This window comes from Streptomyces sp. NPDC055239, assembly GCF_053606205.1.
On sequence record NZ_JBSGRD010000008.1, the window covers coordinates 115,019 to 137,321 of the forward strand.

At 68.8% G+C, this 22,303-nt stretch carries 17 protein-coding genes; 13 read left to right on the top strand and 4 right to left on the bottom strand.

Annotated features, from left to right (window positions below):
- Positions 1–154 precede the first annotated feature (154 nt).
- The 6 genes from ACWFRJ_RS24950 to ACWFRJ_RS24975 all read left to right on the top strand — a co-directional run bounded on the left by ACWFRJ_RS24950 (position 155) and on the right by ACWFRJ_RS24975 (position 11,795).
- Positions 155–886, top strand: a complete 732-nt coding sequence (locus ACWFRJ_RS24950) for a VIT1/CCC1 transporter family protein (protein WP_453534964.1) — start codon at positions 155–157, stop codon at positions 884–886.
- Between the two features lie 310 nt (positions 887–1,196).
- Positions 1,197–5,792 (top strand): glutamate synthase large subunit, encoded by a 4,596-nt coding sequence (gene gltB, locus ACWFRJ_RS24955; RefSeq protein WP_453534966.1) that lies wholly within the window; start codon positions 1,197–1,199, stop codon positions 5,790–5,792.
- A complete protein-coding gene (locus tag ACWFRJ_RS24960) occupies positions 5,785–7,245 on the top strand; it encodes a glutamate synthase subunit beta (RefSeq protein WP_453534969.1) in 1,461 nt (486 codons plus the stop codon). The genes gltB and ACWFRJ_RS24960 overlap by 8 nt, the downstream gene beginning before the upstream one ends.
- Before the next feature lie 1,400 nt (positions 7,246–8,645).
- Positions 8,646–9,947, top strand: coding sequence for a sugar ABC transporter substrate-binding protein (locus ACWFRJ_RS24965; RefSeq protein ID WP_453534971.1), 1,302 nt, complete (start codon positions 8,646–8,648; stop codon positions 9,945–9,947).
- A 19-nt stretch (positions 9,948–9,966) separates the two neighbouring features.
- A complete protein-coding gene (locus ACWFRJ_RS24970; RefSeq protein ID WP_453534974.1) occupies positions 9,967–10,965 on the top strand; it encodes a carbohydrate ABC transporter permease in 999 nt (332 codons plus the stop codon).
- Positions 10,962–11,795 (top strand): carbohydrate ABC transporter permease, encoded by an 834-nt coding sequence (locus tag ACWFRJ_RS24975; protein ID WP_453534977.1) that lies wholly within the window; start codon positions 10,962–10,964, stop codon positions 11,793–11,795. The genes ACWFRJ_RS24970 and ACWFRJ_RS24975 overlap by 4 nt, the downstream gene beginning before the upstream one ends.
- Positions 11,796–11,825: 30 nt before the next feature.
- On the opposite strand, the gene ACWFRJ_RS24980 is transcribed toward ACWFRJ_RS24975, so the two are convergent.
- A complete protein-coding gene (locus ACWFRJ_RS24980; protein WP_453534980.1) occupies positions 11,826–12,725 on the bottom strand; it encodes a chitosanase in 900 nt (299 codons plus the stop codon).
- Between the two features lie 132 nt (positions 12,726–12,857).
- Between ACWFRJ_RS24980 and ACWFRJ_RS24985 the strand changes: the two genes are divergently transcribed.
- Both ACWFRJ_RS24985 and ACWFRJ_RS24990 read left to right on the top strand, forming a co-directional pair.
- Positions 12,858–13,076 carry a hypothetical protein gene (locus ACWFRJ_RS24985; RefSeq protein ID WP_453534982.1) on the top strand — a complete coding sequence of 73 codons (219 nt, stop codon included), beginning with the start codon at positions 12,858–12,860 and terminating at the stop codon, positions 13,074–13,076.
- Between the two features lie 14 nt (positions 13,077–13,090).
- On the top strand, positions 13,091–14,191 hold the full coding sequence (locus ACWFRJ_RS24990) for a hypothetical protein (protein WP_453534985.1): 1,101 nt from the start codon (positions 13,091–13,093) through the stop codon (positions 14,189–14,191).
- Positions 14,192–14,221: 30 nt separating this feature from the next.
- Here the strand turns inward: ACWFRJ_RS24990 and ACWFRJ_RS24995 are convergent, their stop codons facing one another.
- On the bottom strand, positions 14,222–14,953 hold the full coding sequence (locus ACWFRJ_RS24995; RefSeq protein ID WP_453535714.1) for an SDR family NAD(P)-dependent oxidoreductase: 732 nt from the start codon (positions 14,951–14,953) through the stop codon (positions 14,222–14,224).
- A 71-nt stretch (positions 14,954–15,024) separates the two neighbouring features.
- On the opposite strand from ACWFRJ_RS24995, the gene ACWFRJ_RS25000 reads away from it, so the two are divergent.
- On the top strand, positions 15,025–15,750 hold the full coding sequence (locus tag ACWFRJ_RS25000) for a vWA domain-containing protein (protein WP_453534988.1): 726 nt from the start codon (positions 15,025–15,027) through the stop codon (positions 15,748–15,750).
- A 22-nt stretch (positions 15,751–15,772) separates the two neighbouring features.
- Here ACWFRJ_RS25000 and ACWFRJ_RS25005 read toward each other — a convergent pair whose 3' ends face one another.
- Positions 15,773–16,732, bottom strand: coding sequence for a tyrosine-protein phosphatase (locus ACWFRJ_RS25005; protein ID WP_453534991.1), 960 nt, complete (start codon positions 16,730–16,732; stop codon positions 15,773–15,775).
- A gap of 377 nt (positions 16,733–17,109) precedes the next feature.
- Between ACWFRJ_RS25005 and ACWFRJ_RS25010 the strand changes: the two genes are divergently transcribed.
- The 3 genes from ACWFRJ_RS25010 to ACWFRJ_RS25020 all read left to right on the top strand — a co-directional run bounded on the left by ACWFRJ_RS25010 (position 17,110) and on the right by ACWFRJ_RS25020 (position 20,135).
- Positions 17,110–17,313: a cold-shock protein gene (locus ACWFRJ_RS25010; RefSeq protein WP_037661310.1), complete on the top strand. Its 204-nt coding sequence runs from the start codon at positions 17,110–17,112 to the stop codon at positions 17,311–17,313.
- A gap of 94 nt (positions 17,314–17,407) precedes the next feature.
- A complete protein-coding gene (locus ACWFRJ_RS25015) occupies positions 17,408–19,072 on the top strand; it encodes a DEAD/DEAH box helicase (RefSeq protein ID WP_453534994.1) in 1,665 nt (554 codons plus the stop codon).
- 151 nt (positions 19,073–19,223) lie between these two features.
- Positions 19,224–20,135 carry a pentapeptide repeat-containing protein gene (locus tag ACWFRJ_RS25020; RefSeq protein ID WP_453535717.1) on the top strand — a complete coding sequence of 304 codons (912 nt, stop codon included), beginning with the start codon at positions 19,224–19,226 and terminating at the stop codon, positions 20,133–20,135.
- Between the two features lie 18 nt (positions 20,136–20,153).
- Here ACWFRJ_RS25020 and ACWFRJ_RS25025 read toward each other — a convergent pair whose 3' ends face one another.
- Positions 20,154–21,050, bottom strand: coding sequence for a hypothetical protein (locus ACWFRJ_RS25025; RefSeq protein ID WP_453534997.1), 897 nt, complete (start codon positions 21,048–21,050; stop codon positions 20,154–20,156).
- 211 nt (positions 21,051–21,261) lie between these two features.
- On the opposite strand from ACWFRJ_RS25025, the gene ACWFRJ_RS25030 reads away from it, so the two are divergent.
- Entirely contained in the window at positions 21,262–22,143 is an 882-nt protein-coding gene (locus ACWFRJ_RS25030; protein ID WP_453535000.1) for a S1 family peptidase, read from the top strand.
- Positions 22,144–22,303 lie beyond the last annotated feature (160 nt).

Consider the following 22,303-nt stretch of genomic DNA (forward strand, 5'->3'; position numbering starts at 1 on the left):
CCGCCGACGTCACCCCTCCGCCTCATGCGATCACCGGTTCGAGAGACCCCCGTTCGTGCCCTCGTAAGGGCAGGTAAGTACGGCCTTCCTTGCTGGCGAGAGCGATTTTTCGCGCGTACTTTCGAGATCGTCCAAGCACTGAGGGGGCCCCACGATGGCGATCATCGAGACCGAAGCGACGCTGCACGAAGCGCACCGCGACAACCACACCCACCGCGACGTGAACGGCGGCTGGCTGCGCCCCGCCGTCTTCGGCGCGATGGACGGCCTGGTGTCCAACCTGGCCCTGATGACCGGTGTCGCGGGTGGATCCGTGGCGCAGCAGACCATCGTCGTCACGGGTCTGGTCGGCCTCGCCGCCGGCGCCTTCTCCATGGCGGCAGGCGAGTACACCTCCGTCGCCTCGCAGCGTGAGCTCGTCCAGGCCGAACTCGACGTGGAACGCAGGGAGTTGCGCAAGCACCCGGCGGACGAGGAGAAGGAGCTCGCCGCCCTTTACGAGTCGCGCGGCGTCGAGCCCGGCCTCGCCCGCGAGGTCGCCAAGCAGCTGTCCAAGGACCCCGAGCAGGCCCTGGAGATCCACGCGCGCGAGGAGCTGGGCATCGACCCCGGCGATCTGCCCTCGCCGACCGTCGCCGCGGTCTCCTCCTTCGGCGCTTTCGCGCTCGGCGCCCTGCTCCCCGTGCTGCCGTACCTGCTCGGTGCGAACACGTTCTGGCCCGCGCTGCTTCTCGCGCTGATCGGGCTCTTCGCCTGCGGTGCCGTTGTGGCGAAGGTGACAGCGCGATCCTGGTGGTTCAGCGGTCTGAGGCAGCTGGTGCTCGGTGGGGCGGCGGCGGGTGTGACGTACGCCCTGGGCAGCTTGTTCGGTAGCGCCGTAGGATGAACTCTTGCAGTCCTATGCGGGACCTTGCATAAGTAGTCGTTACTCGGCGGTTTCGAGTCGTTAACCACCGGGCATGAGGTGAAAGCGCTGCGGGCAATGAGGCTCGCACCGCTCTCGGGCCTACGGCCATGGATCTGTCCGCATAGGCCCCTCTTCTGATCGCTCTCCACACTTATGAGCGGTGTCCACATGGTGGAATGAGTTATCCGCTTTTCGAGAAGCGTTCCATCATGTAACCTGCACGAAATTTCGCCTGGGCCAACGTCGTCCCTCGCTTATTGCATATGCCACGACGACGACGGGAGAGCCAATGCGTACGCACGCCTGGTCGCCCATGGACGGTCGCCCCGCCCCTCAGGGCATGTACGACCCCCGTAACGAGCACGACGCCTGTGGTGTCGGGTTCGTGGCCACCCTCACCGGTGTAGCCAGCCATGAGCTGGTCGAACAGGCGCTGACCGTACTGCGCAATCTCGAACACCGTGGTGCCACCGGCTCCGAGCCCGACTCCGGCGACGGCGCGGGAATCCTGCTCCAGGTGCCGGACGCCTTCCTGCGCGAGGTCGCGGGATTCGCGCTCCCCGAGGCCGGCGCTTACGCCGTCGGCATCGCCTTCCTGCCGGTCGACACCGCGGGCACCACCGACGCCGCCGTCTCGCAGATCGAGACGATCGCCTCGGAGGAAGGCCTGACGGTCCTCGGCTGGCGCGACGTTCCCGTCGCCCCCGAGCTGCTCGGTGCCACCGCCCGCTCGACGATGCCGGTCTTTAGGCAGATCTTCGTGGCCGACGGCGAGAGCTCCGGCATCGCGCTCGACCGCAAGGCCTTCGTGCTGCGCAAGCGCGCCGAGCGTGAGGCAGGGACGTACTTCCCCTCGCTCTCCGCCCGGACCATCGTCTACAAGGGCATGCTGACCACAGGCCAGCTGGAGCCGTTCTTCCCCGACCTGTCCGACCGCCGTTTCGCCACGGCCGTCGCGCTCGTCCACTCGCGCTTCTCCACGAACACGTTCCCGAGCTGGCCGCTCGCGCACCCGTACCGCTTCGTCGCGCACAACGGCGAGATCAACACGGTCAAGGGCAACCGGAACTGGATGCGGGCGCGTGAGTCGCAGCTCGCCTCCGGCCTGTTCGCCTCCGCGGCCGAGAACAGCACCGAGAAGCTCGACCGCGTCTTCCCGATCTGTACGCCGGACGCGTCCGACTCGGCGTCCTTCGACGAGGTGCTCGAACTCCTCCACCTCGGTGGACGTTCGCTTCCGCACAGCGTCCTGATGATGATCCCCGAGGCGTGGGAGAACCACGGCTCGATGGACCCGGCCCGCCGCGCCTTCTACCAGTACCACTCCACGCTGATGGAGCCCTGGGACGGCCCGGCCTGTGTCACCTTCACCGACGGCGTCCAGGTCGGCGCGGTTCTCGACCGCAACGGTCTGCGTCCAGGGCGCTACTGGGTCACCGACGACGGCCTCGTCGTCCTCGGCTCCGAGGTCGGCGTCCTCGACATCGACCCCGCGAAGGTCGTCCGCAAGGGCCGCCTGCAGCCCGGCAAGATGTTCCTCGTCGACACCGCCGAGCACCGCATCGTCGAGGACGACGAGATCAAGGCCGCGCTCGCCCTGGAGAAGCCGTACCAGGAGTGGCTGGAGGCCGGCGAGATCGAGCTCTCCGACCTGCCCGAGCGCGAGCACATCGTGCACACGCACGCCTCCGTCACGCGCCGCCAGCAGACCTTCGGCTACACCGAGGAAGAGCTGCGCGTCATCCTCGCGCCGATGGCCAAGACCGGCGGCGAGCCGCTCGGCTCCATGGGCACGGACACTCCGATCGCGGCACTCTCCGAGCGCCCGCGGCTGATCTTCGACTACTTCACGCAGCTGTTCGCGCAGGTCACCAACCCGCCGCTGGACGCCATCCGTGAAGAGCTCGTCACCTCGCTGCACTCCTCGCTCGGCCCGCAGGGCAACATCCTGGAGCCGACCGCCGCGACCTGTCGCAGCGTCACGCTGCCCTTCCCGGTGATCGACAACGACGAGCTCGCCAAGCTCATCCACATCAACGCCGACGGCGACATGCCCGGCATGACGGCCGCGACCCTCTCCGGTCTCTACCGCGTCAGCGGCGGCGGCGACGCGCTGGCCGCCCGTATCGAGGAGATCTGCTCCGAGGCCGACGCCGCCATAGAGGCCGGCGCCCGCCTGATCGTGCTCTCCGACCGGCACTCCGACGCCGAGCACGCGCCGATCCCCTCGCTCCTTCTCACCGCGGCCGTCCACCACCACCTCATCCGTACGAAGCAGCGCACCCAGGTGGGCCTGCTCGTCGAGGCGGGCGATGTCCGCGAGGTCCACCACGTGGCCCTCCTCATCGGCTACGGCGCCGCGGCCGTCAACCCCTACCTCGCGATGGAGTCCGTCGAGGACCTCGTCCGCGCGGGTACGTTCCTTCAGGCCGACGAAGACGGTGGCGCCGAGCAGGCCATCCGGAACCTGATCTACGGGCTCGGCAAGGGCGTCCTGAAGGTCATGTCCAAGATGGGCATCTCGACCGTCGCCTCCTACCGCGGCGCGCAGGTCTTCGAGGCCGTCGGCCTCCAGGAGAACTTCGTCGCGAAGTACTTCGTCGGCACGACGTCCAAGATCGGCGGAGTCGGCATCGACGTCGTCGCCCAGGAGGTCGCCGCCCGGCACGCCAAGGCGTACCCGGTCTCCGGCGTGGCCTCCGCGCACCGCGCGCTCGACATAGGCGGTGAGTACCAGTGGCGCCGCGAGGGCGAGCCGCACCTCTTCGACCCGGAGACGGTCTTCCGCCTGCAGCACTCCACGCGCAACCGCCGCTACGACATCTTCAAGAAGTACACGGACCGCGTGAACGAGCAGTCCGAGCGCCTGATGACGCTGCGCGGCCTGTTCAACCTGAAGTCGGACCGCCCCTCGATCTCGATCGACGAGGTCGAGTCGGCCGCCGACATCGTCAGGCGGTTCTCGACCGGCGCCATGTCGTACGGCTCGATCTCGCAGGAAGCCCACGAGACCATGGCCATCGCCATGAACCAGCTGGGCGGCAAGTCCAACACCGGTGAGGGCGGCGAGGACGCCGAGCGTCTTTACGACCCGGCGCGCCGCTCGTCCATCAAGCAGGTCGCGTCCGGCCGCTTCGGTGTGACCTCCGAGTACCTGGTCAACGCGGACGACATCCAGATCAAGATGGCGCAGGGCGCCAAGCCCGGCGAGGGCGGCCAGCTGCCCGGCCACAAGGTCTACCCGTGGGTCGCCAAGACGCGTCACTCGACGCCGGGCGTGGGCCTGATCTCCCCGCCGCCGCACCACGACATCTACTCCATCGAGGACCTGGCCCAGCTGATCCACGACCTGAAGAACGCGAACCCGCAGGCGCGGATTCACGTGAAGCTGGTCTCCGAGGTCGGTGTCGGCACGGTCGCCGCGGGTGTCTCCAAGGCGCACGCGGACGTCGTCCTGATCTCCGGACACGACGGAGGTACGGGCGCCTCGCCGCTCACCTCGCTCAAGCACGCGGGCGGTCCCTGGGAGCTCGGCCTCGCCGAGACCCAGCAGACGCTGCTCCTCAACGGCCTGCGCGACCGCATCGTGGTCCAGACGGACGGCCAGCTCAAGACCGGCCGTGACGTCGTCATCGCCGCGCTGCTCGGCGCCGAGGAGTTCGGTTTCGCGACCGCGCCGCTCGTCGTCTCCGGCTGCGTCATGATGCGCGTCTGCCACCTGGACACCTGCCCGGTCGGCATCGCCACGCAGAACCCGGCGCTGCGCGAGCGCTTCTCCGGCAAGGCCGAGTACATCGTCAACTTCTTCGAGTTCATCGCCGAAGAGGTCCGCGAGATCCTGGCCGAGCTCGGCTTCCGCACCATCGAGGAGGCCGTCGGCCACGCCGAGTTCCTCGACACCGAGCGGGCCGTCAACCACTGGAAGGCGCAGGGCCTCGACCTTGAGCCGCTCTTCCACGTGCCCTCCCTTCCCGAGGGCGCGGCGCGCCACCAGACCGCGGTCCAGGACCACGCCCTGGAGAAGGCGCTCGACAACGAGCTGATCAAGCTCGCCGCCGACGCGCTCTCCGCCTCCGGCGCGACCGACGCACAGCCGGTCCGCGCACAGGTCGCGATCCGCAACATCAACCGCACGGTCGGCACCATGCTCGGCCACGAGGTGACGAAGAAGTTCGGTGGCGCGGGCCTGCCCGACGACACCATCGACATCACCTTCACCGGCTCGGCGGGCCAGTCGTTCGGCGCGTTCGTGCCGCGCGGCGTGACCCTCCGTCTGGAGGGCGACGCCAACGACTACGTCGGCAAGGGCCTCTCCGGCGGCCGCGTCATCGTCCGCCCGGACCGCGGCGCCGACCACCTCGCCGAGTACTCGACGATCGCGGGCAACACCATCGCGTACGGCGCCACCGGCGGCGAGCTGTTCCTCCGTGGCCGCACGGGCGAGCGGTTCTGCGTCCGCAACTCCGGTGCGACGGTCGTGTCCGAGGGCGTGGGCGACCACGGCTGCGAGTACATGACCGGTGGCCACGCGGTGGTCCTCGGCGAGACGGGCCGCAACTTCGCGGCCGGTATGTCGGGCGGTATCGCGTACGTCATCGACCTCGACCGGGACAACGTCAACCCCGGCAACGTGGAAGCCGTCGAGGCCCTGGACGACTCCGACAAGAAGTGGCTGCACGACGTCGTGCGCCGCCACCAGGAGGAGACGGGCTCGACCGTCGCCGAGAAGCTGCTCGCCGAGTGGTCCGTTTCGGTGGAGCGCTTCAGCAGGATCATCCCCAGCACGTACAAGGCAGTGCTCGCCGCCAAGGACGCCGCCGAGCGAGACGGTCTCTCCGAGAACGAGATCACCGAGAAGATGATGGAGGCGGCGACCAATGGCTGATCCCAAGGGCTTTTTGAACCATGGCCGTGAGGTCGCGCAGACCCGCCCGGTCGGCGAGCGCGTCCAGGACTGGAACGAGGTCTACGTTCCCGGCTCCCTCCTGCCGATCATCTCCAAGCAGGCGTCGCGCTGCATGGACTGCGGTATCCCGTTCTGTCACCAGGGCTGTCCGCTGGGGAACCTGATCCCCGAGTGGAACGACTTCGCGTACCGCGAGGACTGGTCGGCCGCTTCCGAGCGGCTGCACGCCACGAACAACTTCCCGGAGTTCACCGGGCGCCTCTGCCCGGCGCCCTGCGAGTCGGCGTGCGTGCTCGGCATCAACCAGCCCGCCGTCACCATCAAGAACGTCGAAGTCTCGATCATCGACAAGGCGTGGGACGCGAACGACGTGCTGCCCCAGGCGCCCGACCGCCTCTCCGGCAAGACCGTCGCCGTCATCGGCTCGGGCCCGGCGGGCCTCGCCGCGGCGCAGCAGCTGACGCGGGCGGGCCACACGGTCGCCGTCTACGAGCGCGCCGACCGCATCGGCGGCCTGCTCCGCTACGGCATCCCCGAGTTCAAGATGGAGAAGCGCCACATCAACCGCCGCATCGAGCAGATGCGCGCGGAGGGCACCAAGTTCCGTACGGGCGTGGAGATCGGCCGCGACATCGACGCGAAGAAGCTGCGCAAGCGGTACGACGCGGTGGTCATCGCCGCCGGCGCCACGATCTCCCGCGACCTGCCGGTGCCGGGCCGTGAGCTGAACGGCATCCACTTCGCCATGGAGTACCTGCCGCTCGCCAACAAGGTCCAGGAGGGCGACTTCGTGGCGCCCCCGATCACCGCCGAGGGCAAGCACGTCGTGGTCATCGGCGGCGGCGACACCGGCGCGGACTGCGTGGGCACGGCCCACCGCCAGGGCGCGGCTTCGGTCACGCAGCTGGAGATCATGCCGCGCCCGGGCGAGGACCGGAATCCGAACCAGCCGTGGCCGACCTTCCCGATGCTCTACAAGGTCACCTCCGCGCACGAGGAGGGCGGCGAGCGCGTCTACGCCGTCTCGACGACGCACTTCGAGGGCGACGAGGACGGGAACGTCCAGTTCCTGCACCTCGCAGAGGTCGAGTTCATCGACGGCAAGCTGACCCAGAAGCCGGGCACGGAGCGCAAGATCCCCGCCCAGCTGGTGACCCTTGCCATGGGCTTCACGGGCACGGACCGTGAGAACGGCCTGGTGGACCAGTTCTCCCTGGACCTCGACGAGCGCGGGAACGTCGCGCGCGACGCCGAGTTCCAGACCAACGTGCCCGGCGTCTTCGTCGCCGGTGACGCGGGCCGCGGCCAGTCGCTCATCGTCTGGGCGATCGCCGAGGGGCGCTCGGCCGCGCAGGGCGTGGACCGTTTCCTGACCGGGGCGAGCGATTTGCCGTCCCCGATTCGACCTACGGACCGATCTCTGATGGTCTAGTCCTTCAGCACCACCACAACCCCATATTCGTCCCGTACAACGGCGTACGGAACTGAGCGACGCCCGCCTCGTCCCCGACCGGACCTGGGCGGGCGTCGTGGCGTTCCAGGAGGGTTCAGATGAGGGTGGGGTTGCCGTTTGGGAGCTGTGGTGGGCCGGTGTTGGTGAGGGTGCCGGGGCCGTCCGGTTGACCCGAGATTGGCGGTTACGGGCCGGGCGTCAAGGGCGCTCCTGCGTCGCGTCGGCTGCGCCGATGGCCCTTCGGGCCACCCTTGACTCCCGTCCCTCCACCGCGCGAGGGAAGACATCCGGACGGCCCAGGGGCGGGACTCTCGGGACGGCTACCGGCGGTCTTCGGCTTCACTGCCGGGTGCGGACTGGTTCGTCGGGGGCGCCCCGAGCCGTGAGGAGTGCGCGGTCCGTTGGACCGGGGCACCGGTCTCGTCAAGCGGCTGCCGACCGGATCGTGGAGGGGGAGCCGCCAGGGGACGGGGTGCGGGCGGGTCGGCGGTCCGTGGAGACGGGAGAAGACCGGCGACCGACTGCCCGGCGCGGGGAAGAGGGCCCGGCGGCCGATCGCAGAGCGGATTGCAGGGAAGTCCCACGATTTACGTATCTGAGGGCCCGTACGGCGGGACTTTTCTGCAATCCGCGCGGAGGGGCACGGGCGGGGCACCTACTTTGGCAAAGTTGCGTTCGGGGAGAAGGGGGGCGCGCGGAGTGCGCGATGCGCCTTCCCGGGAAAAGGTCCCGGACCCCCTGCCCCACCCCAGCCACTGATCGGCCAGGCGCCTCCCGCCGACACGGGCTGCCGACACCGCCCCTACCCCGCCCGGTCACGCCAGAAGACCCGGTCCGCAGCCGCTCGACGAAACCCTGACCCATCCCCGGAGCGGGTGCGCCCCCATCCCTGGCGGCCGCCCCCGACGATCCGGTCGCCGGACGCTTGACGAGACCGCCGCCCCTCCCCTGAGCAGCCGCGCGCCTCCCTCACTGAGGGCCGCCCCCAACGAACCAGTCCGCACCCGGCGTCAAAACCGCTCGGCCCGACGGGAGTGGTCGAGAGTCCCGCCCCTGGGCCGTCCGGATGTCTTCCCTCGCCCGGCCCGTAACCGCCAATCTCGGGTCAACCGGACGGCCCCGGCAACCTCACCAACACCGGCCCACCACAGCTCCCCAAACGGCAACCCCACACCCGTAACCCCCGCCCGAGCGCAGTCAGAGAGCCTAAAGCCGTTGCGGGCTGCGCAACACGCGTTGTGCATTGCGCAGCCCGCAATGCTCATTACGGTTCGGCAGCGGGCCCAGATGGGTCTAGACCGCCTGGAGTCCATGTGGCCACAATCACTCCACAACAACGGTCGGCGCAGGAAACAGCTCGAACCCATGAGGGGGCCGGTATGAAGCGACGGGTCATCGCGGCAGGTATCGCCATGACGCTCGGACTGACCGCGACGGCATGCGGCAGCGATGACGGGAGCGACGGTGGCGGCAAGGCCACCGACGGCAAGGGCAAGACCCTCACCGTATGGATCATGGAGGGGACCAACCCCGACGCCAGACCCTTCTTCGCCGAGGCCGGCAAGGCCTTCGAGAAGAAGACCGGCGCCAAGATCCACGTCGAGTACCAGCAGTGGGCCACCGCTCAGAAGAAGTTCACCACCGCCATCGAAGGCGGCGAGGACCAGGTCCCCGACGTGGCCGAGGTCGGTACGACCTGGGTGCCGCAGTTCGCCGAGACCGGCGGCCTCGTCGACGTGACCGACAAGGTGAAAGAGTCCGGACTCAATGACGACCTCGTCGAGGGCCTCGCGGACGCGGGCACGCTGGACGGCAAGCAGTACGGCATGCCCTGGTACGCGGGCGTACGCAGCATCGTCTACCGCAAGGACATCTTCGAGAAGCACAAGCTGAAGGCCCCCACCACCTGGAAGGAGCTCCAGTCCGCGGCGAAGACGCTGAAGGACAAGGAGCCCGGGATGATCCCCTTCCCGGTCGCAGGCGGCGCCGAAATGTTCGCCACACCCTTCATCTGGGGCGCCGGAGGCGAACTCGCCACGGAGTCGGGCGGCACGTGGAAGTCCGGGATCAACTCCCCGGAGGCTGTTAAGGGCATCGAGTTCTACACCGACCTCGCCACCAAGGACAAGGTCTCCCCGGCCAAGGTCAACACCTGGACGGAGAAGGAGGTCGGCGACGCCTGGAACAAGGGCCAGATCTCCATGGCCGTCGGCGGCAACTGGACGCCGAAGGCCATCGTCGAGGCGAACCCGGACCTCAAGGGCAAGCTCGCCGCCGTGCCGATCCCCGGCGAGAACGGCGGCATGAGCAAGTCGTTCCTCGGCGGCTCCTACCTGTCCACGTTCGACACGGACAAGAAGGACCTCGCCTGGGAGTTCGTCAAGATGCTGACCACGGGTGACTTCGCTGCCAAGTGGGCCGAGGACACCAACTACTTCCCGGGTCAGAACTCCGAGCTGAAGAAGATCGAGGCCAAGAAGGACCCGCTGGTCGAGCCCTTCGCCAAGCAGATGCTCGAGGCCGGCGCGACCGTCCCCAAGACCAAGGCGTACGGCGAGATCCAGGCCTCGAAGGTCATCCCCGGCATGGTGCAGTCCATCCTGACCGGGAAGTCCTCCGTCCAGGAGGCGGCGGACAAGGCCGCCAAGGACATGGACGCGATCTTCGCCAAGGACAAGTAGGCGAGGGCGAGTCGGCACCGTGAAAGACACGCTCGTCGGCGGCGGACCGGAGGAAGACACCAAGGGCCGCCGCCCCGCCCCCGCCAACCGACCGGAACACGAAGCAGCCCTCCGTAAGAAGAAGCTGGTCGGCCTTGCCCGGCCGTGGCTGCTCCTCGCGCCCTCCCTCCTGGTCCTCGCGGGCCTGCTGCTCTGGCCGCTGATCCAGGTCGTCAAGCTCTCGATGCAGGACTACGTCGTCAAATTCGGCGGCGGAGTGGGCACGTACACCGGATTCGACCACTACACCGACCTGCTCGGCAGCGGACTCCTGTGGAAGACGGTCCTGCCCAACACGGCGTTCTTCGCGATCGCCTGTGTCGGCCTCACCGTCGCCCTCGGCACTCTCGTCGCCCTGCTGCTCAACCGCCTCGGCCCGGTCTGGCGGCTCATCTGCTCCATCGCGATCCTTGCCGCGTGGGCGATGCCCGCCGTCACAGGGACGTACGTCTGGATCTGGCTCTTCCAGCCGCAGGACGGCATGGTCAGTCAGATCGCGGTATCGATGGGGCTCATCGACCCGGAGACCAGCAACTGGTTCACCGAGCGCGGGCCGTTCTACGCGATCGCGACCCTGAACGTCGTCCACCACGGGTTCCCGTTCGTCGCCATCACCGTCCTCGCGGGCCTGATGACGATCCCCAAGGAGCTCTACGAAGCGGGGGAGCTGGACGGCGCCAACGCCTGGCAGCGGTTCTGGAAGATCACGCTGCCGACGATCAAGCCGGTCTTCCTCGTGGTGACCATCCTCTCCACCATCTGGGACTTCAAGGTCTTCACCCAGATCTATCTGATGCCGGGAGGCGACGGCGCCAACGAAGAGGTCTACAACCTGGGCGTCTTCTCGTACATCCAGGCCTTCGCCAAGAACGACTACGGCACCGGCGCGGCAGCCGCCGTCCTCCTCACCCTGCTGCTCCTCGCCATCACGATCGTCTACATCCGCACGCTGTTCCGGCAGGGGGAGGAGGACCTGTGAGCGCCCGTCGCACCACACTCGCCGCACGCATCGGTCTGCCCGTGGCGGTCGCCGCGCTGCTGCTCTTCACACTCTTCCCCGTGTACTGGATGATCTCCACGGCACTCGACCCGAAGGCGGTCACCCGCGGTTCGGACGTGCTGCCGAGCGGCATCAGCTTCGAGCACTTCACCTACGTGTTCGAGAAGGGCAACTTCGGTACGTATCTGCTGAACTCGGCGCTCGTCGGCTTCGGCACGATCCTGGCCGCCGGGGTGCTCTCGCTCTTCGCGGCGATCGCGGTGGCCCGCTTCAAGTTCAAGTTCCGCACCTCCGTGCTGATCATGGTCCTGATAGTGCAGATGGTGCCGCTCGAGGCACTCGTCATCCCGCTCTTCATCCAGATGCGCGACTACGAGATGCTCAACTCGCTGATCGGCCTGACGATCGTCTACATCGCGCTCTCGCTCCCCTTCGCGATCTGGACCCTGCGCGGGTTCGTCCAGACCGTGCCCAAGGAGGTCGAGGAGGCCGCGTACATCGACGGGGCGTCCTGGTTCCGGATGTTCCGCTCGGTGCTGCTTCCGCTGGTGGCGCCCGGACTCGTCGCGACCTCGATCTTCGCCTTCATCACGGCGTGGAACGAGTTCGTCTTCGCGTACACCTTCATGAAGGGCAGCGACAAGTACACGGCCGCCGTGGGCATTTACCAGTTCTTCGGTGAGAACTCCACGGCCTGGGGCCCGGTCATGGCCAGCTCCACGCTTGTCACCGTGCCAGTGATGATCTTCTTCGTGATCGTCCACCGGAAGCTGGGCTCGGGCCTGGCGGCCGGAGCCGTCAAGGGCTGAGCCCGGCGGGGAGCGTTCAGGGCGGACCGTTTACGGGACCCTGAACGTCTCCCCGTACACCTTCCACGTCAGCGGCGTCTTCAGGCCCAGATTGCCGTCGTAGAGGAACTCCCGCTGCGCCGTGTCCACGCGCGTCGTGTCGCGGTGCGCCTTCTCGGACTTCATCGCCGTGCGGCGGATGTCCAGGAAGATGTCGAGGTACGCCTTCTCCTTGCCGCCCTGCGCGGGCGTGTCCGCCTCCTTCAGGGCCGCCTCGCGCAGGCCGTAGAAGCCGCGCGGTCCGGTGCCCGGGCCGTGCAGGACCATCGCGTCGTAGTAGATGAACTGCCCCAGCGTGCCGAGCCCGTCGAGCTTGGCGAGGCGGACGGCGGGGTCGAAGTAGACGCGGTCGCGCGCGCTGTTCTGGGCCTTGCGGAAGGCGGGCTCGTCGGCCTCCGCCTTCCAGGCCTTGGTGAAGCCGGGGTCGAGCCCCTCGTGCGAGTCCGTGCCGTCGACCTTGCGCAGGGCTGGCAGATAGCGGGCGAGGCCGTTGTCCGGGTGGTCCTTCGTGTATCGCTCGACGAGGGCGAGCAGGTCGTGCGTGCCGGTGCAGAAGCCGATGATCCCGGCGGTGTAGCCGTGGTCGTCGTCGATGTCCTCTATGTAGCCGTACTGCCCGCGCCAGTTCAGCGTGGAGTTCTCCGCGCTGGCTATCAGCTGCTGGGCGAGGTCCTTCTTGGCGGGCGCCGCGAGACCCGGGGGCAGGTCGGCGATCAGCTCGTCGTCGGCTTTGATCTCGGCCGCCGACTTGTCGTCGTCGTAGGGCCGGTGCGTGCCGGGCGCCTGCCGGCCGGCCCCGGAGCCGCCCTTGTCCGAGTCCCCGCCCAGGAAGTAGACGGCGACCGTGGCGACCGGGGCGACGGCGAGAAGAAGGAGGCCTGCACGTTTCATTCGCACAAGATTACGTGCGGTTTTGCGGTAGCGCGCCTTCCGGATCTGAGCGGGTCCGACCGTATCCGGCTCTATTGACTAATAGTCAATATCGCATCAGTCTCTGGAGCCGGACCGGCCATGGGAGGCCCTATGAGCACCGAAGCGCGGGAGCAGCTGAGCAAGGAGCTGCGGGACGAACCACCGGAATCCTTCGGGAAGTTGGCGCCCGAGCAGCTTGCTCTGCTCACCGACGCGCTGAGGCGCGAACGGGAGAGCCGGGCGTCGGGCCTGAACGAGGCCGCCGAGGAGGCGCTGAAGCTCGTGCCCGCACTGGCACGGGGTCCCGTACGCCGCATTCTGTTCCGATAGGGAGGGGCAGGGCCATGGACAAGCTGCGGAGCAGGGCGGAGACCCTGAAGATCGCTCGACTCCTCGACGTCGAGCCGGACGAGCTCGCCTTCCTGGGGACGCTTCCCGTCGAGGACGTACGCCGCTTCCGCGAGAGCTGCGTCGCGGAACTCTTCGACCGTACGCCCGAGATGCTCGACCGGATCGCGTCCGCGACGAAGCTGGTGCCGGCCGGGGTCGCCGCCGCGATCTCGCAGAAGGCGCTGGGCCCGCGGCTCGCCGCCGGGGTCGCGGGGCGCCTCGAACCGGCGCGGGCCGCGGACATCATCGAGAAGCTGCCGGTGCCGTTCACGGCTCAGTCGTGCGGGCATCTCGACCCGCGCCGGATCAAGGGCATCGTCGACCGGCTCGACGAGGGCCTGGTGGTGCGGATCGCGGTGGCGCTCGCCGAGCGGGGCGACTACCTGACGATGGGCCGGTTCGTCGGCCACCTGCGGGACTCCGCGCTGAGCCGGATCCTGCCGCAGGTGGACGACGCCGCCGTCCTGCGGACCGGCTTCACGATCGACGTGCCCGAACGGCTCGGCCAGATCATCGAGTTGATGGGCGCGGAGCGGCTCGCGTCGGTCATCGCGTCGGCGTCGGGGGAGGGGCTGTGGCCACAGGCGCTTGCCGTGGCCGGGATGGTGACGGGGGAGCAGCGGTCCCGCATCGCCTCGCTCGCCGCCGCACGGCCGCCGGAGGAGCTGGATTCCCTGGTCGCGACGGTGAGCGAACAGAACCTGTGGGAGTCGCTGCTGCCGCTGGTGGCCTTGCTGGGGGAGAAGGAGCGACGGGCGGTCGCCGTGCTTCCGTCCCTGCGGGACGCGGGGGTGCTCGGCGGGGTCGTGCGGGCGGTCGTGGCGACCGGGCTGTGGGCGGAGTTCTTGCCGCTGGTGGACGCGCTGCCGGAGGAGTCCCGCAAGATCGTCGCCGCTGCGGCGGGGGCGCTGCCTGTGCCTGACCTGGACGCGCTTGCCCTGGAGGTCGACAAGCGGGATCTGTGGGAGCTGGTGATGCCCCTGATCGAGTTGATGGACGACGAGGCGAAGGTGCGGATCTTTGAGTTGCCGGCGTTTCAGGAGCAGGCGGGGTAGGGGCGGCTGGAGATTCAGCCCGTCCGGCTCTCACCCCGCCGTCGACCCCCCATCCACCGCGAACTCCGCCCCCGTGATGTACGACGACGCCTCCGAGGCAAGGAAGAGAATCAGCTCCCCGACCTCCTCCGGCCGCCCCATCCGGCCGAGCGGCAGATGGGACCAGTCCCGTCCGGCGGAGGCCGTGGAGATCATCGGCGTGTCGATCGCCCCCGGATGCACGGAGTTGACCCGCACCCCGTAGCGCGCCAGGTCCAACGCCGAGGACCGGGTCAGGCCCCGGAGGGCGAACTTCGTGGAGCCGTAGGCCGCATGGCCCGGGATCCCCACGAGCCCGGCCGTGGACGAGACGTTCACGATCGATCCCCCGCCCGCCTCCCGCAGCGCGGGCAGCACCGCCTGGATGCCCAGGAACGGGCCGAGCAGATTGACCCGGATCAGAGCCTCGAAGTTCTCGTACGTCTCGTTCTCCACGGACGCCGTCCGCCACAGCGCGGCATTGTTGACGAGCGCGTCCAGGCGGCCGAAGGCCTCCATCCCGGCCGCCACGGCCGATGACCAGCTCTCCGCCTCCGTGACGTCATGACGTACGAACAGGCCTTGACCGCCCAGGGACTTGGCGACGCCCCGCCCCTCCTCCTCCCGTACGTCCGTGATCACGACCCGTGCCCCGGCCTCCGCGAAAAGCCGCGCCTCGGCCGCTCCCTGACCCCGGCCCGCACCGGTGATCAGTACGACCTTGCCATCGAGCCCGTAAGAGATCACTTCACGCCTCCACCAGCATGTCCCGTACCCTCGGCCCACTGGAACGGGGCGGGAGAACGGAGCGGAACGTGGAACCGGCGATCAGCCTGCGCAAGGTGGAAGAGACGGCGCCCGCCCTTGTCAGCCTCTACAAGTCCGCCGGAGTCAGCCTGCGCAAGCACGGTCTCGAGGGCATGCGCGCCGCCGTCTATCTCGTCGTCGACTACTCCGGCTCCATGCGGTCGTACTACAAGAAGGGCAGCGTCCAGGCCCTCGCCGAGCGCGTGCTCGGCCTGTCCGCGCACCTCGACGACGACGGCATCGTGCCCACCGTCTTCTTCTCCACGGAGGTCGACGCCGTCACGGAGATCTCGCTCGACCGCCACCACGGCAGGATCGACGAGATCGTCGAGGGGCTCGGCCGCATGGGCCTGACCAACTACCACGTGGCGATGGACGCCGTGATCGACCACTACATGGACAGCGGATCCACCGCTCCCGCCCTGGTCGTCTTCCAGACCGACGGCGGCCCCACCAGCAAGAGCGCCGCCGAGCGGTACCTCTGCAAGGCGGCGAACCTCCCGCTCTTCTGGCAGTTCATCGGCTTCGGCCACGAGAAGAGCACGCAGTTCGACTACCTCCGCAAACTCGACGAACTCGCCGTCCCCGCCGCCCGCGTCGTCGACAACGCGGGCTTCTTCCACGCGGGGAAGAAGCCCCACAAGGTCCCGGACGACCATCTGTACGACCAGCTCCTCGGCGAGTTCCCGACCTGGCTCGCGGCGGCGCGGGCGCAGGGCATCGTGACCACGTGACCTCCGCGCCCCGGGGAGCGACTCAGTCGACCATCCGCTCCCGCAGCGCGAGAATCGTCCGCGTATCAAGCCCGAGTCCCTTCCTCAGGTAGCCGTCGAGGCTTCCGTACTTCTCCTTCACCTGGGCGAGCGCCGCCTCCAGATAGCCGGTGCGGACCTCCTGGAGCGGGATCAGCAGATCCGGGTTCTGCATCAGGCCGCTCTGCTTCAGGCCCTCACGCACCTTCGCGTCGTACGCGGCCCGGTAGGTGTTGGACGCCAGGAAGTCGCCCACGACGGTGCGCTCGGGGACGCCGACGGCACGCAGCAGTAGGTAACTGGTCCAGCCCGTACGGTCCTTGCCGGCCGTGCAGTGGTAGAGCAGCGGTGATTTCCTGCCGCCGTGAGCGATGTCGCGCAGGGTCGCCGCGAACTGCGCGCGGTTCGCGGCGTCGGTGACGAAGGTGCGGTAGACGTCGCGCATGAAGGCGTCCGCCTTGCCGTTGCCCAGCATCTCCTCCTGCTTGACCGGGTCCTTGGAGCCGATCGCGGTCATCAGCGTCGTGAAGAGACCGTTGTCGCTGATGACCCGGGACGTCGGGGCGAGCCCGGCGGGCAGCCGGTCGGGTCCGTCGTACTGGACCTCGGCAGGCACCCGGAAGTCGACGACCTTCTTCAGGCCGAGCCCGTCGAGGGTGGCCACGTCGGCGTCGGTGAGCTTGGCCAGGGCGTCGGCGCGGAAGACCTGGCCGTAGCGGACGCGTTCGCCGTCGTAGGTGCGATAACCGCCCACGTCTCTTACGTTGACGGCGCCCTGGAGAGGTATCAGGTGTACGCCGTCGGACGCGGGTGCGGATACGGATACGGATACGGATGTGATGGGGTCGGCGTGGGCGGTCCAGGCGGGCAGGGTGCCCAGAGCGAGCGCGCAGACCGCGGCTCCCACCGCCGTACGTGTACGGGTGATGCGCATCGGGCCGCCTTCCTCGGTAGCGGTCGCCATGGCCACGCGTCGTTCAACCAAGCGATTGTTTGGTTGAAGGTAGCGGGGTGCCCCGACAGGAGGAAGGTGCGTGCGGCAGGTATCTCGGCCCGGCGTCCCGGTGTCCCGGCGCCCCTGCCCGGCGGTGCGGCGAGTGGAGTAAGGGCGGCGGCCTTGTCCCGTGCGGTCAGCGGGGACCCCGAAACAAGGGGTCCCTCGTCCGTGTTAGGCTTATGCGTCGCAGTTTTGGTACCCATGAACTTTATGTGCGCCTGACGGGAATGCTCCGAAGGCGCATTATTGTTTTACTCCGGTCTCTCCGGGATGGGGGTCATTGCAGCGCTTGGAATCCACAATTCCGTGGTTTTCCTTACTCTGCCCCTGTTGAGGAGATTGACATGGCAACCGGTACCGTTAAGTGGTTCAACTCGGAAAAGGGCTTCGGCTTCATCGAGCAGGACGGCGGCGGCCCCGACGTCTTCGCCCACTACTCGAACATCGCGTCCTCGGGCTTCCGTGAGCTCCTCGAGGGCCAGAAGGTTTCCTTCGACGTCACGCAGGGCCAGAAGGGCCTGCAGGCCGAGAACATCGTTCCCGCCTGATCGTCGTAGCACGCGAACCTCATAGCCGGGGCCCGCACCGGATAGGTGCGGGTCCCGGCTTGTGCTGTCACCAGGCCCAGGAAGGCATTTCCGTATGAATCGCTCCGATCGCCCCGCACGTCCTGCCCGCGGGCGCTCCACGAACGCACGCGGAAAGGCCCCGGTGGCCGGCGGCGGCCAGGCGAGGGGCGCCGCGAAGAAGCCCGGCCGCCCCAAGGCGAGGCCGGTGGGGGGCGAATTCGCGCTCCCCGAGAGCATCGAGCCCGCGCTGCCCGCAGTCGAGGCGTTCGCCGACCTGGACATGCCGGAGGCGCTGCTGAAGACGCTCGCCGCACAGGGCGTGACCGAGCCCTTCCCGATCCAGGCAGCCACGCTCCCCAACTCCCTCGCCGGCCGCGACATCCTCGGCCGTGGCCGCACCGGCTCCGGCAAGACCCTCGCCTTCGGCCTCGCGCTCCTGGCCCGCACCGCGGGCCGCCGCGCCGAGCCGCGCTCTCCCCTCGCCCTGGTCCTGGTCCCCACGCGTGAGCTGGCCCAGCAGGTGACGGACGCCCTTACGCCGTACGCCACCTCCGTGAACCTGCGCATGTCGACGGTCGTCGGCGGCCTCTCCATCGCCAAGCAGGCGGGCACGCTCCGCCGCGGCGCCGAGATCATGGTCGCGACCCCCGGGCGTCTGAAGGACCTCATCGAGCGCGGCGACGCCGACCTCTCGCAGGTGCGGACGACCGTCCTCGACGAGGCCGACCAGATGGCCGACATGGGGTTCATGCCGCAGGTCACCGCGCTCCTGAAGCAGGTCGAGCAGGGTGGCCAGACCATGCTGTTCTCCGCCACGCTCGACAAGAACATCGACCGTCTGGTCCGGATGTTCCTGGCGGACCCGGTCGTGCACTCGGTCGACCCGTCCGCGGGCGCCGTGACGACGATGGAGCACCACGTTCTGTACGTGGCGGACGAGACCGACAAGAAGGCCGTGGCCCTGCGCATCGCCGCCCGTGAGGGCCGGGTGATCATGTTCCTGGACACCAAGCGCGCGGTGGACCGCTTCACCAAGCGGCTGCTCGCCAACGGTGTACGGGCGTCCGGGCTGCACGGCGGCCGTTCGCAGCCGCAGCGCAACCGGACCCTGGACCAGTTCAAGACCGGGCAGGTCACCGCGCTCGTCGCCACCAATGTGGCGGCCCGCGGCATCCACGTCGACGATCTCGACCTGGTCGTGAACATCGACCCGCCCACCGACCACAAGGACTACCTCCACCGTGGCGGGCGTACCGCGCGGGCGGGGGAGTCGGGCAGTGTCGTCACGCTCGTCCTGCCGGACGAGAAGCGGGAGATGACGCGCCTGATGTCGGACGCGGAGATCAGCCCGAAGACGGCGCGAGTGAAGTCGACGGACGAGGAGCTCGCCCGCATCACCGGTGCGCGGGAGCCCTCCGGGGTGCCGGTGGTCATCGAGGTTCCCCAGCAGCAGGCTTCGCCGCAGCGTGGTCGGCGCGGGCGTCCCGCCGGGCAGGGCGGGGGCGGCGGTGGCCAGGGTCAGCGTCGGGCCCGGTCCCAGGGGCAGTCGCAGGGTGGCCAGGGTGGTCAGGGGCAGTCCAGGTCCCAGTCCCAGTCCCAGGGTGGCGGTCGCTCTTCCGCCGGTGGCGGCACTGGTGGCGGTCGGCCCTCCGCGGGCGGCGGCGCCGGTGGTGGCCGTGCGCGGCGTGGCGGCGGTGGCGGTCGTCCCAGTGGGGGCGGGGCGCGCCGGGCGGCGTAGTAGAGGTGCGGGTGCCCGGCGGTGGGGTGTTGTGCCCTGCTGCCGGGCCTCTCCCGCCCGATCGCCGCACCTGTCAAAGCTCGAGGGAGCCCTGATGTCGGAGAAGCAGCGTCAGTCCCAACTCCAGCCGCGCGAGCGTCAGTTGCTGCCCATGGTTGGCGACGGTGACCGTGACGGTGAGGGTGGCCGTGACGGTGACGGCGATCGGCAGGAACTGCGGGCCGACTGCGGCAGTTGCTTCGGGCTCTGTTGCGTAGCCCTCACCCTCTCCAAGTCCTCGGACTTCCCCGTCAACAAGGCGGCCGGCACTCCCTGCACCAACCTCCAGCAGGACTTCCGCTGCGGCATCCACCAGAACCTGCGCCAGAAGGGCTTCTCGGGCTGCACGGTCTATGACTGCTTCGGCGCCGGGCAGAAGGTCTCGCAGGTCACCTACGGCGGAACCGACTGGCGGCAGGACCCCGACGCCGCCCGCCAGATGTTCGACGTGTTCCCGGTGATGCGCCAACTCCACGAACTGCTCTGGTACTTGACCGAAGCGCTCGCCCTGCCGCAGGCCCGCCCGATCAGAGCCGAGCTCCAGCACGCGCTGGACGCGACCGAGCAGCTCACCCAGGGCGCCCCCGCAACCGTGGCCGAGACGGACGTGGCCGCACACCGTGAGGACGTCAACGTCCTTCTCCTGCGCACCAGCGAACTCGTGCGCACGGGCGTCCACGAGAAGGACCAGAAGAACCAGAAGAGCCATAAGGACCAGAAGAACCGGAAGAAGAAGGACCGCAGGGGAGCCGACCTGTTCGGGGCCCGCCTCAAGGGTGCCGACCTCCGGGGCGTCACCCTCCGCGGTGCCTGTCTCATCGCCGCGGACCTCCGCGGCGCCGACCTCCGCCAGGCCGACCTGATCGGCGCGGACTTCCGGGACACGGACCTGCGCGGCGCTGACCTGACCGGCAGCCTCTTCCTCACCCAGTCGCAGGTCAACGCGGCGAAGGGCGACGCCGATACGAAACTTCCCCCGTCCCTGACGCGCCCCGCGCACTGGAGTCAGGGAAACCAGGGATAGGGCGGGCGGCCCGCACCTTTACGTGTCGCACTCCAGCACCGTCCGGCACAACGCGCACCGCGCCCGCATCCGCCCCCGGGCAGGCAACCTGATCCGCTGCCGGCAAGTGGGGCAGGGGAACGAGACCCGCAGCGGCTCGGCCCCGCCCGACGAGCGGGAGAACGAGTACGCCCCCGCTCCACCGGAGCCGTGCGTCAGCGCATACCGCCGGTCCTTCGCGTACCGCCGCCGTCCCGTCCACCCCGCGGCCGTCAGCGGTGGCTGCTGCTCGTCGAGGCGGGCCTGCGCGAGCCCCTTCGTATAGGCGGTGTACGCCTGCGCGCTGGTGAACCACGTCTCCGGCGCCTCACCGAAGGCGATGGCCCGCTTGGCGAGTACGTACCCGAACTCCTCCGGCGTCAGATACCCGAGCTTCTGCGACGAGGCGCCGTCCTCCCGATAGGCATCCAGGAGGAGCCATCCCGCGCCCAGATAGGTAGTGGCGGTATCTGTGAGGATCTCGTTGTCGCGCGTGCCGGGGAACGTCAGATCAAGCCGGTGCAGATACACGTGCATGACCTCGTGGGCGAGGGCTGCGCCGATGTCCCTGCGGTGCGTACGGAACCGGTCGTTCAGCTCGATGAAGTACTCGGGCCCGGCGGCGAGTTCGACGTACGCCGCGTGTTCCATCTCGCGGAAGCTGACGATCATGCGGGCGTCCGGGAGGCGGAGGTGCCGCACCATCTCGCGGGCCACCCGCTGCACGCCCAGATGCAGATCCTCCTGGTCGGAGAAGGCGACGTCGGCGGGGGCGATGCTGGTGTCGAAGGTGTGGACGCCGTCGTACGAGAGGCGCTTGTAGAGCGCGGTGATCGCGGAGCGCACCGTCTCCAGGTGGGGGTAGCCGTGCACCACCGGGCCGCCGCCGTCCGCCACGTTCGCCCCCCCCAAGAATGAGACGGCTTGTGTCGTCTCAGCTTGTGTCGAGTTGCCGCGATTCGCCTCAACCTGGTTCCACTGTATGACGCATGTTAGGGCGCGCTCCCTTATCCGGAACCAGCCCGCGCGCGGCCCCTTGGCCGAAAACCGCCCCTTGCTCTATGCGGACACTGATCTCCATAATCCGCAACAACGCATTGGCGGGCTCATGCCATCCTCGTGCTTGCGCGGGGAGGGAGTGGGGCCGCGAACGCGTACAACCCCCCACGAACCCCCCACGAAGGGAAGCCCGTTGAACACCAAGCTGCGTGGAGTCAAGAGAGCCGCCACCCTCGGTGCCATCGCCCTCGCATGTGTCAGTCTCCAGCCCGTCGCCGCCTCCGCGGCCCCGCACCCCGGCCCCACCCCGGGTGAGCGTGTGGTCGGCGGCACCCCCGCCGAGCAGGGTGAATTCCCGTTCATGGTCCGTCTGTCGATGGGCTGTGGCGGCGCGCTGTACGCCAAGGACATCGTGCTGACCGCCGCCCACTGTGTGGACGGCTCGGGCGACAACACGAGCATCACCGCCACCGGTGGTGTCGTGGACCTGGAGAGCTCGGACGCGGTCAGCGTCAAGTCCACGAAGGTCCTCCAGGCGCCGGGTTACGACGGCAAGGGCAAGGACTGGGCGCTCATCAAGCTCGCCAAGCCGATCGACCAGCCCACGCTGAAGATAGCCAAGGACGACAAGCTCAACGAGGGCGACTTCACCATCGCCGGTTGGGGAGCCGACAAGGAGGGTGGCGACCAGCAGCGCTACCTGCTCAAGGCGACGGTTCCGTTCGTGAGCGACGCCGACTGCAAGGCCGCGTACGGCGACGACCTCACGCCCGGCGAGGAGCTCTGCGCCGGCAAGCTGGCGGAGGGCGGCACGGACACCTGCCAGGGTGACTCCGGTGGCCCCATGTTCCGTAAGGACGAGGCCGGAGAGTTCGTCCAGGTCGGCATCGTCAGCTGGGGCAACGGGTGCGCGCGCCCCAAGTTCCCCGGGGTCTACACCGAGGTGTCGACGTTCGCCACTGACATAGAGAAGGCGGCGTCGGGTCTCTGACGCCGCTTGGCTGGACGCGGCCCCGCTCCGGTTGTGGGGCGGGGCCGCGCCGGTATGTCCGTCCTCGCCATCCGCTGGTGGGCGCGTGGATGCTTCGGCTGGGGAGTGCTGCGAACCGTGCTCCGGGCGGAAATACCGACACGTCCCCTCACGTCTCGAT

Excerpts from the sequence above, each read along its gene's own strand:
- ACWFRJ_RS24950 (WP_453534964.1), top strand. The coding sequence starts at position 155 with ATGGCGATCATCGAGACCGAAGCGACGCTGCACGAAGCGCACCGCGAC.
- gltB (WP_453534966.1), top strand. The coding sequence starts at position 1,197 with ATGCGTACGCACGCCTGGTCGCCCATGGACGGTCGCCCCGCCCCTCAG.
- ACWFRJ_RS24960 (WP_453534969.1), top strand. The coding sequence starts at position 5,785 with ATGGCTGATCCCAAGGGCTTTTTGAACCATGGCCGTGAGGTCGCGCAG.
- ACWFRJ_RS24965 (WP_453534971.1), top strand. The coding sequence starts at position 8,646 with ATGAAGCGACGGGTCATCGCGGCAGGTATCGCCATGACGCTCGGACTG.
- ACWFRJ_RS24980 (WP_453534980.1), bottom strand. The coding sequence starts at position 12,725 with ATGAAACGTGCAGGCCTCCTTCTTCTCGCCGTCGCCCCGGTCGCCACG.
- ACWFRJ_RS24985 (WP_453534982.1), top strand. The coding sequence starts at position 12,858 with ATGAGCACCGAAGCGCGGGAGCAGCTGAGCAAGGAGCTGCGGGACGAA.
- ACWFRJ_RS24990 (WP_453534985.1), top strand. The coding sequence starts at position 13,091 with ATGGACAAGCTGCGGAGCAGGGCGGAGACCCTGAAGATCGCTCGACTC.
- ACWFRJ_RS25005 (WP_453534991.1), bottom strand. The coding sequence starts at position 16,732 with ATGGCGACCGCTACCGAGGAAGGCGGCCCGATGCGCATCACCCGTACA.
- ACWFRJ_RS25010 (WP_037661310.1), top strand. The coding sequence starts at position 17,110 with ATGGCAACCGGTACCGTTAAGTGGTTCAACTCGGAAAAGGGCTTCGGC.
- ACWFRJ_RS25015 (WP_453534994.1), top strand. The coding sequence starts at position 17,408 with ATGAATCGCTCCGATCGCCCCGCACGTCCTGCCCGCGGGCGCTCCACG.
- ACWFRJ_RS25020 (WP_453535717.1), top strand. The coding sequence starts at position 19,224 with ATGGTTGGCGACGGTGACCGTGACGGTGAGGGTGGCCGTGACGGTGAC.
- ACWFRJ_RS25030 (WP_453535000.1), top strand. The coding sequence starts at position 21,262 with ATGCCATCCTCGTGCTTGCGCGGGGAGGGAGTGGGGCCGCGAACGCGT.